General features: G+C 59.8%; 12 protein-coding genes. 10 read left to right on the forward strand and 2 right to left on the reverse strand.

Translation table 11 applies throughout. The features are described 5' to 3' along the window. Nucleotides 1–81: 81 nt before the first annotated feature. The 6 genes from bioB to ACM6J5_RS25470 all read left to right on the forward strand — a co-directional run bounded on the left by bioB (nucleotide 82) and on the right by ACM6J5_RS25470 (nucleotide 5101). Complete coding sequence (gene bioB / locus ACM6J5_RS25445; RefSeq protein ID WP_095944924.1) at nucleotides 82–1137, forward strand: biotin synthase BioB; 1056 nt, start codon at nucleotides 82–84, stop codon at nucleotides 1135–1137. Nucleotides 1138–1296: 159 nt separating this feature from the next. Then, on the forward strand, nucleotides 1297–2475 hold the full coding sequence (gene bioF / locus ACM6J5_RS25450; protein WP_414929559.1) for an 8-amino-7-oxononanoate synthase: 1179 nt from the start codon (nucleotides 1297–1299) through the stop codon (nucleotides 2473–2475). Beyond that, nucleotides 2468–3199 (forward strand): alpha/beta fold hydrolase, encoded by a 732-nt coding sequence (locus ACM6J5_RS25455; protein ID WP_095944821.1) that lies wholly within the window; start codon nucleotides 2468–2470, stop codon nucleotides 3197–3199. Before bioF ends, ACM6J5_RS25455 begins: the two co-directional genes overlap by 8 nt. Further along, nucleotides 3192–4004: a malonyl-ACP O-methyltransferase BioC gene (gene bioC, locus ACM6J5_RS25460; RefSeq protein ID WP_414929560.1), complete on the forward strand. Its 813-nt coding sequence runs from the start codon at nucleotides 3192–3194 to the stop codon at nucleotides 4002–4004. The genes ACM6J5_RS25455 and bioC overlap by 8 nt, the downstream gene beginning before the upstream one ends. Further along, entirely contained in the window at nucleotides 4001–4681 is a 681-nt protein-coding gene (gene bioD / locus ACM6J5_RS25465) for a dethiobiotin synthase (RefSeq protein ID WP_095944823.1), read from the forward strand. The genes bioC and bioD overlap by 4 nt, the downstream gene beginning before the upstream one ends. Nucleotides 4682–4804: 123 nt before the next feature. Continuing rightward, the gene (locus tag ACM6J5_RS25470) at nucleotides 4805–5101 is read left to right on the forward strand and encodes a pyrroloquinoline quinone biosynthesis protein PqqE (RefSeq protein ID WP_414929561.1); all 297 of its coding nucleotides are present in this window, start codon (nucleotides 4805–4807) and stop codon (nucleotides 5099–5101) included. A gap of 61 nt (nucleotides 5102–5162) precedes the next feature. Here ACM6J5_RS25470 and ACM6J5_RS25475 read toward each other — a convergent pair whose 3' ends face one another. After that, nucleotides 5163–6407: a hypothetical protein gene (locus tag ACM6J5_RS25475; protein WP_414929562.1), complete on the reverse strand. Its 1245-nt coding sequence runs from the start codon at nucleotides 6405–6407 to the stop codon at nucleotides 5163–5165. A 317-nt stretch (nucleotides 6408–6724) separates the two neighbouring features. On the opposite strand from ACM6J5_RS25475, the gene ACM6J5_RS25480 reads away from it, so the two are divergent. From ACM6J5_RS25480 to ACM6J5_RS25495, 4 genes are all read left to right on the forward strand, one after another. Continuing rightward, complete coding sequence (locus ACM6J5_RS25480) at nucleotides 6725–8530, forward strand: phenylacyl-CoA dehydrogenase (protein ID WP_095944826.1); 1806 nt, start codon at nucleotides 6725–6727, stop codon at nucleotides 8528–8530. A gap of 196 nt (nucleotides 8531–8726) precedes the next feature. Then, nucleotides 8727–10019 carry a GGDEF domain-containing protein gene (locus ACM6J5_RS25485; RefSeq protein WP_095944827.1) on the forward strand — a complete coding sequence of 431 codons (1293 nt, stop codon included), beginning with the start codon at nucleotides 8727–8729 and terminating at the stop codon, nucleotides 10017–10019. Nucleotides 10020–10104: 85 nt separating this feature from the next. After that, the gene (locus ACM6J5_RS25490; protein WP_095944828.1) at nucleotides 10105–11901 is read left to right on the forward strand and encodes an acyl-CoA dehydrogenase C-terminal domain-containing protein; all 1797 of its coding nucleotides are present in this window, start codon (nucleotides 10105–10107) and stop codon (nucleotides 11899–11901) included. 174 nt (nucleotides 11902–12075) lie between these two features. Beyond that, a complete protein-coding gene (locus tag ACM6J5_RS25495; protein WP_414929563.1) occupies nucleotides 12076–13854 on the forward strand; it encodes an acyl-CoA dehydrogenase C-terminal domain-containing protein in 1779 nt (592 codons plus the stop codon). Nucleotides 13855–14081: 227 nt separating this feature from the next. Here ACM6J5_RS25495 and ACM6J5_RS25500 read toward each other — a convergent pair whose 3' ends face one another. Continuing rightward, nucleotides 14082–15011: a LysR family transcriptional regulator gene (locus ACM6J5_RS25500; RefSeq protein ID WP_095944830.1), complete on the reverse strand. Its 930-nt coding sequence runs from the start codon at nucleotides 15009–15011 to the stop codon at nucleotides 14082–14084. Nucleotides 15012–15137 lie beyond the last annotated feature (126 nt).

Below are 15137 nucleotides of genomic sequence, written 5' to 3' on the forward strand. Positions count from 1 at the left end.
AATATGCCGAAACATCTGTGAAGCGACTGTGACATTCCATTAGCCAGCCGCCTGCCAAAGCATAATTCAAAGGAAACGCCCATGAGCGCCAGCACCACTGCAACCCTGCGTCATGACTGGACTTTGGCCGAAGTCAAAGCACTCTTCGTTCAGCCATTCAATGACCTGTTGTTCCAGGCGCAGACGGTGCACCGTGCGCATTTCGACGCCAACCGCGTCCAGGTGTCGACCCTGCTGTCGATCAAAACCGGCGCCTGCCCGGAAGATTGCAAATATTGTCCGCAGTCCGGTCACTACAACACCGGCCTGGAAAAAGAAAAGCTGATGGAAGTGCAGAAGGTCCTAGAAGAAGCCGCTCGCGCCAAAGCCATCGGTTCGACCCGCTTCTGCATGGGCGCGGCGTGGAAGCACCCGTCGGCCAAGGACATGCCTTATGTCCTGAAGATGGTTGAAGGCGTGAAAGCTCTTGGCCTGGAAACCTGCATGACCCTCGGTCGTCTGGATCAGGATCAGACCGAAGCGCTGGCCAAGGCCGGCCTCGACTACTACAACCACAACCTCGATACATCGCCGGAGTTCTACGGCAGCATCATCACCACCCGCACCTACAGCGAGCGCCTGCAAACCCTGGCCTATGTGCGTGAGTCGGGAATGAAGATCTGTTCCGGTGGCATCCTCGGCATGGGCGAGTCGCTGGACGACCGCGCCAACCTGCTGATCCAGTTGGCCAACCTGCCGGAGCATCCGGAGTCGGTGCCGATCAACATGCTGGTGAAAGTCGCCGGTACGCCGCTGGAAAACGCCGACGACGTCGATCCGTTCGACTTCATCCGCATGCTCGCCGTCGCGCGCATCCTGATGCCGCAATCCCACGTGCGCCTCTCTGCCGGCCGCGAAGCCATGAACGAGCAGATGCAGGCCCTGGCGTTCTTCGCCGGCGCCAACTCGATTTTCTACGGCGAAAAACTGCTGACCACCGCCAACCCGCAGGCCGACAAGGACATGCAACTGTTCTCGCGCCTGGGCATCCTGCCGGAAGCCCGCGAAGAGCACGCCGATGAAGTGCATCAGGCGGCGATCGAGCAGGCGCTGGTGGAGCAGAAGAGCAGCGAGCAGTTCTACAACGCGGCGGTTTAAATCCAACATTTATTCCTCTGAAGGAATGCAAAACCCTGTGGGAGCGAGCCTGCTCGCGAATGCGGACTGACATTCAACATTGATGTTGGCTGACACGACGCCTTCGCGAGCAGGCTCGCTCCCACAGGGGACATGTGTCATTTGATAGTCGAGGCCTGCATGTCTTTCGATCTCGCCGCACGCCTTGCCGCCCGTCGTGCCGAAAACCTCTACCGCCAGCGCCCGCTGCTCGAAAGCCCGCAGGGGCCGCAAGTGGTGGTCGATGGCCAGCCGTTGCTGGCGTTCTGTAACAACGACTACCTGGGCCTGGCCAATCATCCGCAAGTGATCGAAGCCTGGCGTGCCGGCGCGTCGAAGTGGGGGGTGGGCGGAGGGGCATCCCATCTGGTCATCGGTCATAGTTCCCCGCACCATGCCCTGGAAGAAGCGTTGGCCGACCTGACCGGTCGTCCGCGCGCGTTGCTGTTCACCACCGGTTATATGGCCAACCTCGGCGCGGTCACGGCGCTGGTGGGGCAGGGTGATACGGTGCTCGAAGACCGTCTCAATCATGCGTCGCTGCTCGACGCGGGGCTGCTGTCCGGCGCGCGGTTCAATCGCTACCTGCACAACGACCCGGCGAGCCTCGCCAAACGCCTGGAAAAAGCCACCGGCAATACGCTGGTGGTCACCGATGGCGTGTTCAGCATGGACGGTGATATCGCCGACCTGCCGGCGCTGGCCCGGGAAGCCAAGGCCAAAGGTGCCTGGTTGATGGTCGACGATGCCCATGGTTTCGGACCGCTGGGTGCCAACGGTGGCGGCATCGTCGAACACTTCGGCTTGAGCCAGGATGACGTTCCGGTGCTGGTCGGCACCCTCGGCAAGGCGTTTGGCACGGCGGGTGCCTTTGTGGCTGGCAGCGAAGAGCTGATCGAAAGCCTGATCCAGTTCGCCCGCCCCTATATCTACACCACCAGCCAGCCGCCTGCGCTGGCCTGCGCCACGTTGAAAAGCCTGGAACTGCTGCGCAGCGAACACTGGCGCCGCGAGCATTTGCAGGTGCTGATCCGCCAGTTTCGCCAGGGTGCCGAACAGATTGGCCTGGAGCTCATGGACAGCTTCACGCCAATCCAGCCGATCATGATCGGTGACGCGGGGCGCGCGGTGCGTCTTTCGCAGATGCTGCGTGATCGCGGGTTGATGGTGACCGCGATTCGCCCGCCGACCGTACCCGCCGGCAGCGCCCGACTGCGAGTCACACTGACGGCTGCCCACAGCGAAGCCCAGGTACAGCTATTGTTAAACGGACTGGCCGATTGTTTTCAACAACTGAAGCCGGAGCCAAGCCATGCGTGATCGTCTGATTCTGCTGCCTGGCTGGGGTCTTGGCGTTTCACCGCTGGAGCCTCTGGCGGCGGCCTTGCGAGGCCTGGATGAGCACCTGCACGTCGAGATCGAACCGTTGCCGGAGCTGGAGTCGAGCGATCTTGAAGAGTGGCTCGAAGAGCTTGATTCGACCTTGCCGCAAGACGTCTGGCTAGGCGGTTGGTCATTGGGCGGCATGCTCGCCTGCGAGTTGGCGGCCCGGCGTGGCGATCGCTGCTGTGGCGTGTTCACCTTGGCCAGCAACGCTTCTTTTGTCGCCCATGATCAATGGTCAAGCGCCATGCCTGGGGAAACCTTCGATGCGTTTCTGGCGGGCTGTGAAGCCGATCCGCGCGCGACCTTGAAACGCTTTTCACTGCTCTGCGCCCAAGGCGCCGAAGACCCACGCGGATTGTCGCGGTTGTTGCTCGGTGGCGCCCCGAATACCTCCGCGCCAGTGCTGCTCAGTGGTCTGCAAGTGCTCGCGCAACTGGATACACGACAGGCGCTGCAATCGTTCCGCGGTCCGCAACTGCATCTGTTCGCCGGCCTCGACGGGCTGGTGCCGGCGCAAGCGGCGGGCGAGTTGCTGGCATTGCTGCCGGATGTCGAAATCGGTCTGATTGAACAGGCCAGCCACGGGTTTCTCCTGGAGGATCCCCATGGTGTGGCGGGGGCGATCCAGGCCTTTTTGCATGAGTCCGGCGATGACTGATTTATCCCTTCCCAACCTGCCCGGCACCTTGCCCGACAAGCGCCAGGTAGCCGCTTCATTCTCCCGCGCGGCGGCCAGCTATGACAGCGTGGCCGAGTTGCAGCGCGATGTCGGCAGCCAATTGCTCGGGCGTCTGCCGCAGGACTTCGTACCGCAGCGTTGGCTAGACCTGGGCTGTGGCACCGGGCATTTCAGTCGCGCCCTGGATGAGCAGTTTCCGGGCAGTCACGGGGTGGCGCTGGACATCGCCGAAGGCATGCTCAACCACGCCCGGCCATTGGGCGGTGCCACACACTTCGTGGCCGGCGATGCCGAGCGTTTGCCACTGCAGGATTCGACCTGCGACCTGATCTTCTCCAGCCTGGCGGTGCAGTGGTGCGCAGACTTCGACTCGGTGCTCAGTGAAGCCTTTCGGGTGCTGAAACCGGGCGGCATCTTCGCGTTTGCTAGTCTGTGTGTAGGAACGTTGTTTGAATTGCGTGACAGCTGGCGCGAAGTTGACGGCATGGTGCACGTCAATCGTTTCCGGGAGTTTGGTGTTTATCAGCAGTTGTGTGCGGCGAGCGGCTTGAGAACGGTCAGTCTGCAAAACCTTGCGCACGTGCTGCATTACCCGGATGTGCGCAGCCTGACCCATGAACTCAAGGCGTTGGGTGCGCACAATCTCAATCCCGGGCGGCCGGGTGGCTTGACCGGCCGGGCGCGGATTCTGGGGCTGATCGAGGCTTACGAACAGTTTCGTCAGGCCCAGGGACTGCCGGCGACTTATCAAGTGGTGTACGCCGTTTTGGAGAAAACCTTATGAGCGCAGCCTATTTCATCGCCGGCACGGATACCGATGTCGGTAAAACCACGGTCGCTGCCGGGTTGCTGCATGCGGCGCGTTCGGCGGGTTTGAGTACGGCGGCGGGTAAGCCGGTCGCGTCAGGTTGCGACGTGACGCCCAAAGGCTTGCGTAATGCCGATGCGCTGGCCTTGCTGGCGGAGTGTTCACTGCCGCTGACCTATACACAGGTCAATCCGATGGCGTTTGAACCGGCCATTGCCCCGCATCTGGCGGCGCGAGAGGCGGGCGTGGCGCTGACGGTGCAGTCGTTGCTGACGCCGATGCGGCAGATTCTGGGCATGCAGGCGGACTTCACCCTGATCGAGGGCGCTGGCGGCTGGCGCGTACCCTTGGCGGATCAGGACAATCTGTCGGACCTGGCCATCGCATTGAAGCTGCCGGTGATCCTGGTGGTCGGTGTACGCCTGGGGTGTATCAGCCATGCCTTGCTGACCGCTGAGGCGATTGCCCGGGACGGTTTGCAACTGGCGGGCTGGGTGGCCAACATCATCGACCCCAAGACCTCGCGGCTGGAAGAAAACCTGGCCACTCTTGCCGAGCGCATCCCGGCACCGTGCCTGGGGCGTGTGCCTAAACTCAAGGCCGTTACGGCCGAGGCAGTGGCGGAGCACTTGCAACTGGACCTGTTGGACTGAGGTTTGTCGCATGCGGGCTTTGCCTATGACAAGGCACTGTGCCATTAGTGTTTTTGTCGAGTGTTTTGCCGGTCACTCTGCTTCAATGGCCGCTGTTGATCCTTTGAAAGGACGAGTTCTCCCATGGAAATCTCAGGAAGCACCGCTTTTTATGCAGGTTGGAGCACTCTTCAGACAGGGCAGAGCCGTGTCGATCAAGCCGCCGGGCAGATCGCCAACACCACTATTGAGCGTTCGGTTACCAGCCAGTCCTCCGAGGCGCAGGTCGATCGCTTGCGTTCGGTCGACCGCAGCCGGCAATCGGACCTGGCCAGCAACGTGGTCGAAATGGCCCAAGGCAAGATTCAGGCGGAGCTGGGCGTGAAAGTCGCCAAGGCAGCCGACGAAGTGCTCGGGACGTTGATCGATACCTACGCCTGATTCTGTTTGCCTGACTGAAAAAAGTCGGGCAAACATCCTTTGCTGGAAATGAAAAACGCGCTCATTCGGCCAATAATCCGATTACCCTGGGCTCTCCTGTCGAATATCCCCCGCTACTACCCGACACGACGATCCGTTGACTTGATTGGATTACCACATCCCAGTAGTCGCCGGGGCTGTTATCCCAGGCGAAATCCTCCGGTTGTCCCTCTGGAGAAAATCGTTGTTTGGCTATGAAAAATTCGCTGCCTGGAGTCGCCCAGCGTACGTAGCCCACGAGGACAACTTTTCCGTCCGCTTGCACTGCCGCTGCACGCCAGTGCACATCGCCATCATCGCGAGAGGTGATTACTGGCGAGCCTGTATTGAATTGTTTGTCGTTGCTGCCGTCAGCATTGAGTCTGGTCAGTAGACCCCGAACCCTGTCGTCAGCCCCTTTCGTCCACGTTGCGAAAATGATCTTGTCGTCCGACTGCAGGCGACTGAGTGCATCGCTAAAGATAAAGTCGCTGGCGATGGACGAACCTGCCACCTCCAGCGGAATATCGCTGAAGCCATCTGTTCCGAAAGTTTCATCCAGTTCTCCTTGTTCGTCGTAACGCGCGACCGCCCCGGTTCTTTTTCTTTGCGCATCAAAGTAGAGGCCTGTGACGATAATCTTGCCGTCGCTCTGTACGTGAACCATTTGGGCAAAGCTGTCCATTTGCTTGAACTTGATATCAATGAAGCCTTGGCCATTGCCGAACCCGGTATCCGGTTCTCCGTTGCTTTGCAGGCGGGACAGGCGACTCACGAGCGTTCCGATGGGGTAGTTGACGTGATAGTAAGCGACGATGAGTATCTTTTGATCGTCTTGCAGGCAGCCGTCAACGAACTTGTGGGGAACCGCTGGCGCATATGAATTATCCGGTCCCGTGACGATCCGGTTGCCAAAAACAAGGTCAGGGCTGCCATTGGCGTTAAAGCGTCGTACGCCAGGTCGGCGAACGTTGTCTTTTTGCGATTCACCGATCAGGACGGTTTTTCCGTCTTTTTGCATTAGCAGTCTCATCGGAATGGATTGGTCGCCTGCGTCGAACTGACTCTTGGTGGGCGTGAACCCCTCGTCTACCTGACCATCCATCAGCAGACGAGCGAGAAGAAACTCTTTCCCGATTCTTGATGCGTGGGTCAAGCGTCCATGCTCATCAGAGACGATGGTATGTGTCACTCCAGGTGCTTCACTGGGGCGTACCACGCCATTGCTGCCAAAATTCGGGTCAAGATTACCGGGTAGTCGCAAGTCAGTATCTGGTTGATTGTCCATCTCAAATCCCCTCCATAGACGATCCTCGGGGAAGGTCACCATTGACCCCACGAGAGCCTATAGTCAGTAGGCGTCTTTTCGCTGTTTCGTGAACCTGTAAGAACTACCAGAACGATAGGCTTTATTGGCCATTTTCAGTGTCAATCAGGCCAGTTTCCTGTGGCCCTGTTCATTGCCGGTTTTAGCGATGACGAACGGCAAAAGATCGACGCTTGACAAGATTTGGGCGTAAACGTATGTTTCAAACAACTGTTTGATCGCAACAACGAATCCATGCGGTCGTTCATTCCCGGTTACATCAGCAGAGGTTTATCGCTATGCCTGACTACAAGGCCCCCTTGCGTGATATTCGCTTCGTTCGTGACGAGCTGCTCGGCTACGAAGCGCACTATCAGAGCCTTCCGGCTTGTGCCGACGCAACTCCGGACATGGTTGACGCCATTCTTGAGGAAGGCGCCAAGTTTTGTGAGCAGGTACTGGCTCCGCTGAACCGCGTGGGCGATCTCGAAGGCTGCACCTGGAGCGAGTCTGGCGTTAAGACCCCGACCGGCTTCAAGGAAGCCTACAAGCAATTCGTTGAAGGTGGCTGGCCGAGTCTGGCTCACGACGTAGAGCACGGCGGCCAAGGCCTGCCGGAGTCCCTGGGTCTGGCCATCAGCGAAATGGTTGGCGAGTCCAACTGGTCGTGGGGCATGTACCCAGGCCTGTCGCACGGTGCGATGAACACCATCTCCGAGCACGGCACCCCTGAGCAGCAAGAGGCTTACCTGACCAAGCTGGTTTCCGGCGAGTGGACCGGCACCATGTGCCTGACCGAACCGCACTGCGGCACTGACCTTGGCATGCTGCGCACCAAGGCCGAGCCTCAGGCCGACGGTTCCTACAAGGTTTCCGGCACCAAGATCTTCATCTCGGCCGGTGAACACGACATGGCCGACAACATCGTCCACATCGTACTGGCCCGCCTGCCGGATGCACCGGCTGGCACCAAAGGCATCTCCCTGTTCATCGTGCCGAAGTTCATGCCGAACGCCGATGGCTCGGTTGGCGCGCGTAACGCTGTGTCTTGCGGTTCCCTGGAACACAAGATGGGCATCCACGGCAACGCCACCTGCGTGATGAACTTCGACGGTGCCACCGGTTTCCTGATCGGCCCGGCGAACAAAGGCCTGAACTGCATGTTCACCTTCATGAACACCGCACGCCTGGGTACCGCGCTGCAAGGCCTGGCCCACGCCGAGGTCGGTTTCCAGGGCGGCCTGAAATACGCTCGTGACCGTCTGCAAATGCGTTCGTTGACTGGCCCGAAAGCGCCGGACAAAGCCGCTGACCCGATCATCGTGCACCCTGACGTACGCCGCATGCTGTTGACCATGAAGGCATTCGCCGAAGGCAACCGTGCGATGGTTTACTTCACTGCCAAGCAAGTCGACATCGTCAAATACGGCGTGGACGAAGAGGAGAAGAAGAAAGCCGACGCACTGCTGGCCTTCATGACTCCGATCGCCAAAGCCTTCATGACCGAAGTCGGTTTCGAATCGGCCAACCACGGCGTGCAGATCTACGGCGGCCACGGCTTCATCGCTGAGTGGGGCATGGAGCAGAACGTCCGCGACAGCCGCATCTCGATGCTGTACGAAGGCACCACCGGTATCCAGGCGCTCGACCTGCTGGGCCGTAAAGTGTTGATGACCCAAGGCGAGGCTCTGAAAGGCTTCACCAAGATCGTCCACAAGTTCTGCCAGACCAACGAAGGCAACGAAGCGGTTCAAGAGTTCGTCGCTCCGCTGGCTGCACTGAACAAGGAATGGGGCGAGCTGACCATGAAGGTCGGTATGGCTGCCATGAAAGATCGCGAAGAAGTCGGCGCGGCCTCCGTGGACTACCTGATGTATTCCGGTTACGCCTGCCTGGCCTACTTCTGGGCTGACATGGCGCGCCTGGCTGCCGAGAAACTGGCTGCCGGCACTTCCGAAGAGGCGTTCTACACCGCCAAGCTGCAGACTGCGCGCTTCTACTTCCAGCGTATCCTGCCGCGTACCCGCACTCACGTCGTAACCATGCTGTCGGGCGCCAACAACCTGATGGACATGAAAGAAGAGAACTTCGACCTGGGCTACTAAGCCTTAACGAAGCACTTGAAAAAGCCGCTGCTCCTTCGGGACCAGCGGCTTTTTTGCTTTGAAGATTACCGGCGGAAAAATGTCTGTAACGCCCTTTGAAAAATACCTCAGTAATTCACTCAGTAACTCGGGCTTCCTGCCGTTACAGTAGTGGGCACATTGCCATCTATTGATCTGACGGGTCGGAGCTTTACCCTTGCCGCGCTCATCTGCTGTACGTTTCAGTCATTTCCTGCCGTCATTAGTGCTGTTGGTGGCGGGGCTTGCGGCTGCTTACATCAAGGATCTGAACGTCTTTTTCACGTCGCTGTTCAACGTGCTGCCCACCCTGGTGTTGTTGCTCGGTGGCGCCTATTGCGCGGTGTACCGACGCCAGCGTGAACTGTTTCTGATGGTCACGGTGTACATCGCCTATTTCCTGCTCGACACCCAGACCGACTATTACCGCGACAACGGTAAGGTGCGTGACGATGCCGCCGTGGTCTTTCATTTGTGTTGCCTGCTGCTGCCGCTGCTGTTTGGCGTGTTCGCGGCGTGGCAGGAACGTACCCATCTGTTCCAGGACATGGTGGCGCGTTTCGCGGTCTTGCTCGCAGTCGGCAGCGTGGCGCTGGGGCTTGAGCAAAGTTATCCACATGCGCTGCTGATCTGGCTGTCGGAGATTCGGTGGCCTGCCTTGCATGGCGCCTGGATGAGCCTGATCCAGTTGTCCTATCCGGTGTTCATTGCCGCGTTTTTGCTGCTGGCCTGGCAGTACTGGCGCAACCCGCGACCGCTGCATGCCGCGCAACTGGTGGGGCTGCTCGGGTTGTTCTGGATGTTGCCGAAAACCTTCATCCTGCCGTTCACGCTGAACATCATGTGCAGCCAGGCGATGCTGATGATCGCCGCTGCCGTTGCCCACGAAGCCTATCAAATGGCCTTCCGCGACGAGCTGACCGGGCTGCCGGGGCGTCGTGCGCTGAATGAACGCATGCAGCGCTTGGGACGCAACTATGTGTTGGCCATGAGCGACGTCGATCACTTCAAGAAATTCAACGACACCCACGGCCACGACGTCGGCGACCAGGTGCTGCGGCTGGTGGCCAGCAAGCTGTCGAAAATCGGCGGTGGCGGTAAGGCGTATCGCTATGGCGGCGAGGAATTTGCCCTGGTGTTTGCAGGCAAGACCCTCGAGGAATGCATGCCGCACCTGGAAGTCATCCGCGAGTCCATCGCCACTTACAATATTCAATTGCGCAATCAGGAAAACCGCCCGCAGGACGATAGTCAGGGGCGCCAGCGGCGTGCCGGTTCCGCAGCGTCGAGTGTGTCGGTGACGGTCAGTATCGGCGTTGCCGAACGGGTCGATCAACGCACCCCGGAAGAAGTGCTCAAGTCCGCCGACCAGGCGCTCTACAGCGCCAAGGGCGCGGGGCGCAACTGCGTGATGGCGTTCGGGCAGAACCGCCGTGGCGCCGTGCGCATGGACGCCGCTACGGTTGAGTGATGATGGCGCATTCAGCGAGCGCAAAGTGATTGTGAGGCGTGGTCGGCAGCAGTAGGTTGGAGAAATCTGCCGACGGAGAATGACCATGCCCGAGTACAAAGCTCCCTTGCGCGACATGCGCTTTCTGATCGACCACGTCTTCGACTTTCACCGCAACTACGCCGCGCTGGGGGCCACCGATGCCAGCCCGGATATGGTCAATGCGATCCTCGAGGAGGGCGCGAAGTTCTGCGAAAACGTACTGTCGCCGCTCAATCGCAGCGGCGATGAAGAAGGCTGTCATTTCGACAATGGCGTGGTCACCACGCCCGCGGGCTTCAAGCAGGCATTCGCCCAATATGTCGAGGGCGGCTGGCATGGCCTGGCGGCGGATCCGGTTTACGGCGGTCAAGGGTTGCCGATCTCTCTGGGCCTTGTGATCAGCGAGATGGTGGGTTCCAGCAACACCTCATGGGGCATGTACCCCGGGCTGACCCACGGTGCGATGTCGGCGATCCACGCCCATGGCACCGAGGCGCAAAAGCAGACCTATTTGAAGAAACTCACCGCCGGCCAATGGACCGGCACCATGTGCCTGACCGAAGCTCATTGCGGCACCGACCTGGGCATCATCAAGACCCGAGCCGTCCCTGCGGCCGATGGCAGCTACGCGATCTCCGGCAGCAAGATCTTCATCTCCGCCGGCGAGCACGACATGAGCGCCAACATCATTCACCTGGTGCTGGCCAAATTGCCGGACGCACCGGCCGGGACCAAGGGCATTTCGCTGTTCATCGTGCCCAAGTTCCTGCCCGATGCGACGGGCGAAGCGGGCGAGCGCAATGGCGTGTCCTGCGGCTCGATCGAACACAAAATGGGCATCAAGGCCTCGGCCACCTGCGTGCTGAACTTCGACGAGGCCAAGGGTTTTCTGATCGGCGAGCCGAACAAGGGCCTCAACTGCATGTTCACCATGATGAACCACGCGCGGCTGGGCACCGGCATGCAAGGGCTGTGTCTGGGGGAGGCGAGCTTCCAGGGCGCGATCAAATACGCCAACGACCGTTTGCAGATGCGCTCGCTGACCGGCCCGAAAGCGCCGGAAAAAGCCGCCGACCCGATCATCGTGCACCCTGATGTGCGGCGGATGTTGCTGACCATGAAAGCCTTCAACGAAGGCAACCGCGCGCTGACCTACTTCACCGCGCAGTTGCTCGACGTTGCCCACCTGAGCCCGGATGAAACGGCGCGCCAGGACGCCGAAGACTTGTTGGCGTTCCTCACGCCGATCTGCAAAGCCTTCATGACCGACACCGGGCTGGAGGTGACCAACCACGGCATGCAGGTGTTTGGCGGTCACGGCTTCATTCGCGAGTGGGGCATGGAGCAGCTGGTCCGTGACTGCCGGATCGCGCCGATCTATGAGGGCACCAACGGCATTCAGGCGCTGGACTTGCTCGGGCGCAAGGTACTCGGCAGCCAGGGCAAGCTGCTGCGCGGCTTCACCAAAATCGTCCACAAGTTCTGCGCGGCGAACGCCGAGCATCCACAACTGGCCGGGTATGTGGCACAGCTCAATCAACTGAACCAGCAGTGGGGTGAATTGACCACCAGGGTCGGCATGGCCGCGATGAAAAATCCGGATGAAGTCGGTGCCGCGTCGGTGGATTACCTGATGTACAGCGGTTACATCATCCTCGGCTACCTGTGGTTGCGCATGGCGCTGGTGGCTCAGGCGCAGCTCGATGCCGGCAGCGGCGAAGGCGACTTCTGCCGGGGCAAGCTGGCGACCAACGAGTTTTACTTCAAGCGTCTGTTGCCACGCACTGCCGCTCATCGGGCGGCCATTGAAGCGGGTAGCGATTGCCTGATGCAACTGCCGGCGGAGTTGTTTGCGCTTTAGTCATAAAAGTCCGTTACAAAGAAGCTCGCCTTGTGCGGGCTTTTTGTCGGTGACTAAAAATAACAAAATGGTCATGAGCTGACCCTATGTGTCGCAAAAGTTGTTGGGGTACACTCCGACCCAACGAAAACACTCTTCCTGTGAATCACCTGTATAGATCTTGCGAGGTTTGCCATGGCTGACTACAAAGCGCCCCTGCGCGATATGCGCTTCGTCCTCAATGAAGTTTTCGAGGTCGCCAAACTCTGGGCCGAACTGCCTGCACTGGCCGAGACTGTGGATGCAGAAACGGTCGAAGCCATCCTGGAAGAAGCCGGCAAAGTCACCAGCAAAAGCATCGCACCGCTGAGCCGTGCCGCTGACGAAGAAGGTTGCCATTGGGCCGACGGTGCCGTCACTACTCCGGCAGGTTTCCCACAGGCTTATCAGACCTACGCTGAAGGCGGTTGGGTCGGTGTCGGTGGCGATCCGTCCTACGGCGGCATGGGCATGCCCAAAGCCGTTTCGGCCCAGGTCGAAGAAATGGTCAACTCCGCCAGCCTGTCGTTCGGCCTGTACCCGATGCTGACCGCCGGTGCTTGCCTGTCGATCAACGCCCACGCCAGCGAAGAGCTGAAAGCCGCGTACCTGCCGAACATGTATGCCGGCATCTGGGCCGGTTCCATGTGCCTGACCGAGCCACACGCCGGTACAGACCTGGGGATCATCCGCACCAAGGCCGAGCCTCAGGCCGACGGTTCCTACAAGGTCAGTGGCACCAAGATCTTCATCACCGGTGGCGAACACGACCTGACCGAAAACATCATCCACCTGGTGCTGGCCAAGCTGCCAGATGCACCGGCGGGGCCGAAAGGCATTTCGCTGTTCCTGGTGCCGAAGTTCATGGTCAATGCCGATGGCAGCCTGGGCGCACGCAACCCGGCCAACTGCGGCTCGATCGAACACAAGATGGGCATCCAGGCGTCCGCGACCTGCGTGATGAACTTCGATGAAGCCGTGGGTTACCTGGTCGGTGAGCCGAACAAAGGCCTGGCGGCCATGTTCACCATGATGAACTACGAGCGCCTGGGTGTTGGTATCCAGGGCCTGGCCACGGGCGAGCGCTCGTACCAGAACGCTGTGGAATACGCCCGTGACCGTCTGCAAAGCCGTTCGCCGACCGGCGCGCAGAACAAGGACAAAGTGGCTGACCCGATCATCGTCCACCCGGACGTGCGTCGCATGCTGCTGACCATGAAAGCCTCGAACGAAGGTGGTCGTGCGTTCTCCACCTACGTGGCGATGCAACTGGACACCGCCAAGTTCAGCGAAGACGCCGTCACCCGCAAGCGCGCGGAAGACCTGGTGGCGTTGCTGACCCCGGTGGCCAAGGCGTTCCTGACCGACCTCGGCCTGGAAACCACCGTACACGGCCAACAGGTTTTCGGCGGCCACGGTTACATCCGTGAGTGGGGCCAGGAGCAACTGGTGCGTGACGTGCGCATCACCCAGATCTACGAAGGCACCAACGGCATTCAGGCGCTGGACCTGGTCGGGCGCAAGATCGTGGGTAGCGGCGGGGCGTTCTACAACCTGTTCGCCGACGAGATTCGCCACTTCACGGCGACTGCCAGCGCGGACCTCGCCGAATTCACCAAGCCACTGAACGACGCAGTGACCACCCTCGATGAATTGACCGCGTGGTTGCTGGACCGTGCGAAGAGCAATCCGAACGAAATCGGCGCGGCGTCGGTCGAGTATCTGCAAGTATTCGGCTATGTGGCCTACGCCTACATGTGGGCCCTGATGGCCAAGGCGGCTTTTGGCAAGGAAGCGCAAGACGATTTCTACGCCAGCAAACTGGGCACGGCGCGGTTCTATTTTGCCCGTCTGCTGCCGCGCATTCACTCGTTGAGCGCGTCAGTGAAGGCCGGTAGCGAATCGTTGTTCCTGCTGGATGCGGGACAATTCTGATGAAGTAGCATTTTGTAAGCATTCTCTTACATAACGTGCTGCTGTTCTCCCATAGATGCAAATTGGATCCACAGCTAATCTACTTTACATGGACGTAGCGCAGGAAGCGCAAAGCAACAACAGGGACACGTAGGATTCTGCCAGGACGGCGGAGTGAAATGGATGTCAGGGAAACAGTCTGCAAAGCCCCGCTTCGGCGGGGTTTTCTTTTGCCCAAAGAAAAGTTGCTAGCCCAGCCCATCCAAAGTCTGCGCGCTGTTCAAGCGTTCATCCGGGCCGTTTATCACTTCCTCCAGCAATGTCCGCAGCAATGCCAGCGAGGCCTGCTGCCGCTGCACATCCCGACACACCAAACCGACTTTCAGCGGCACTCGGGGTTCGCTCAGGGGTTTCCACAGCAGTTCGTGGTTGCCATGGGTCTTTTGCGAGCGACCGGGCAATACCGTTGCCAGGCGCGTGTGGGGCAGGCTGTCGAGGATGCCGGCCATGTTGTTCACTTCGGCTTGCACCTGTGGGCGACGTCCCAGGCTTGTCAGCTGTGCCTGCCAGATCTGCCTGATCTGAAATTCCTCGCCCAGCAGCAACATCGGCAGTTCGGCGGCCTGACTCATGGACACTTTCTTGAATTCACGCAGCGGATGCTCTGCGGGGATGACCAGGGTCAGTTCATCTTCGTACAGCATCACACCATGCAAGCCAGGCTGGCGGGGCGGCAGGTAGCCGATGCCGATATCCAGAGAACCGTTGAGCAGTCGCCGCTCGATTTCCAGCCCGGTCAGTTCGTAGATCTGCACCACCAGATGCGGCTGCGCCTTGCGCACTCGTTCGAGCATCTGCGGGACGAGGCTGGTGTGCACGGTCTGCAATACACCGATGGCCAGGGTGCGCAGCGCCTGACCCTTGAAGTTGCCGAGCGCTTCCCGTGCCCGCTGCAGGCCATCGAGCAATGGCAGAGCGTGGTTGTACAGCGTATGAGCCGCGAGGGTCGGCAACAGGCGTTTGCTGCTGCGCTCGAACAGGCGCACATCGAGGTTTTGTTCGAGGTGGCGGATTTGCTGGGACAGCGCCGGCTGGGAGATGGACAGGCGCTCGGCGGCCCGGCCCACGTGACCTTCTTCATAGACCGCGACGAAATAACGCAGTTGCTTGAAATCCATAAGTATTACTTATCGAAATTGCTGGGAAATCGAAATGGCTGAACGCCTCGCCTGAGCCTAGTCTAACTGCATTCACAGGGCTTACAGGGCCACAGAGCGCGATGAATACCCTTTGCTTCGATGGTA

This window comes from Pseudomonas sp. IT-P74 (assembly GCF_949768175.1).
Classification (GTDB): Bacteria; Pseudomonadota; Gammaproteobacteria; order Pseudomonadales; family Pseudomonadaceae; genus Aquipseudomonas.

Coding starts and splice junctions, on each gene's coding strand:
- bioB (WP_095944924.1), top strand. CDS start 82: ATGAGCGCCAGCACCACTGCAACCCTGCGTCATGACTGGACTTTGGCC.
- bioF (WP_414929559.1), top strand. CDS start 1,297: ATGTCTTTCGATCTCGCCGCACGCCTTGCCGCCCGTCGTGCCGAAAAC.
- ACM6J5_RS25455 (WP_095944821.1), top strand. CDS start 2,468: ATGCGTGATCGTCTGATTCTGCTGCCTGGCTGGGGTCTTGGCGTTTCA.
- bioC (WP_414929560.1), top strand. CDS start 3,192: ATGACTGATTTATCCCTTCCCAACCTGCCCGGCACCTTGCCCGACAAG.
- bioD (WP_095944823.1), top strand. CDS start 4,001: ATGAGCGCAGCCTATTTCATCGCCGGCACGGATACCGATGTCGGTAAA.
- ACM6J5_RS25470 (WP_414929561.1), top strand. CDS start 4,805: ATGGAAATCTCAGGAAGCACCGCTTTTTATGCAGGTTGGAGCACTCTT.
- ACM6J5_RS25475 (WP_414929562.1), bottom strand. CDS start 6,407: ATGGACAATCAACCAGATACTGACTTGCGACTACCCGGTAATCTTGAC.
- ACM6J5_RS25480 (WP_095944826.1), top strand. CDS start 6,725: ATGCCTGACTACAAGGCCCCCTTGCGTGATATTCGCTTCGTTCGTGAC.
- ACM6J5_RS25490 (WP_095944828.1), top strand. CDS start 10,105: ATGCCCGAGTACAAAGCTCCCTTGCGCGACATGCGCTTTCTGATCGAC.
- ACM6J5_RS25495 (WP_414929563.1), top strand. CDS start 12,076: ATGGCTGACTACAAAGCGCCCCTGCGCGATATGCGCTTCGTCCTCAAT.
- ACM6J5_RS25500 (WP_095944830.1), bottom strand. CDS start 15,011: ATGGATTTCAAGCAACTGCGTTATTTCGTCGCGGTCTATGAAGAAGGT.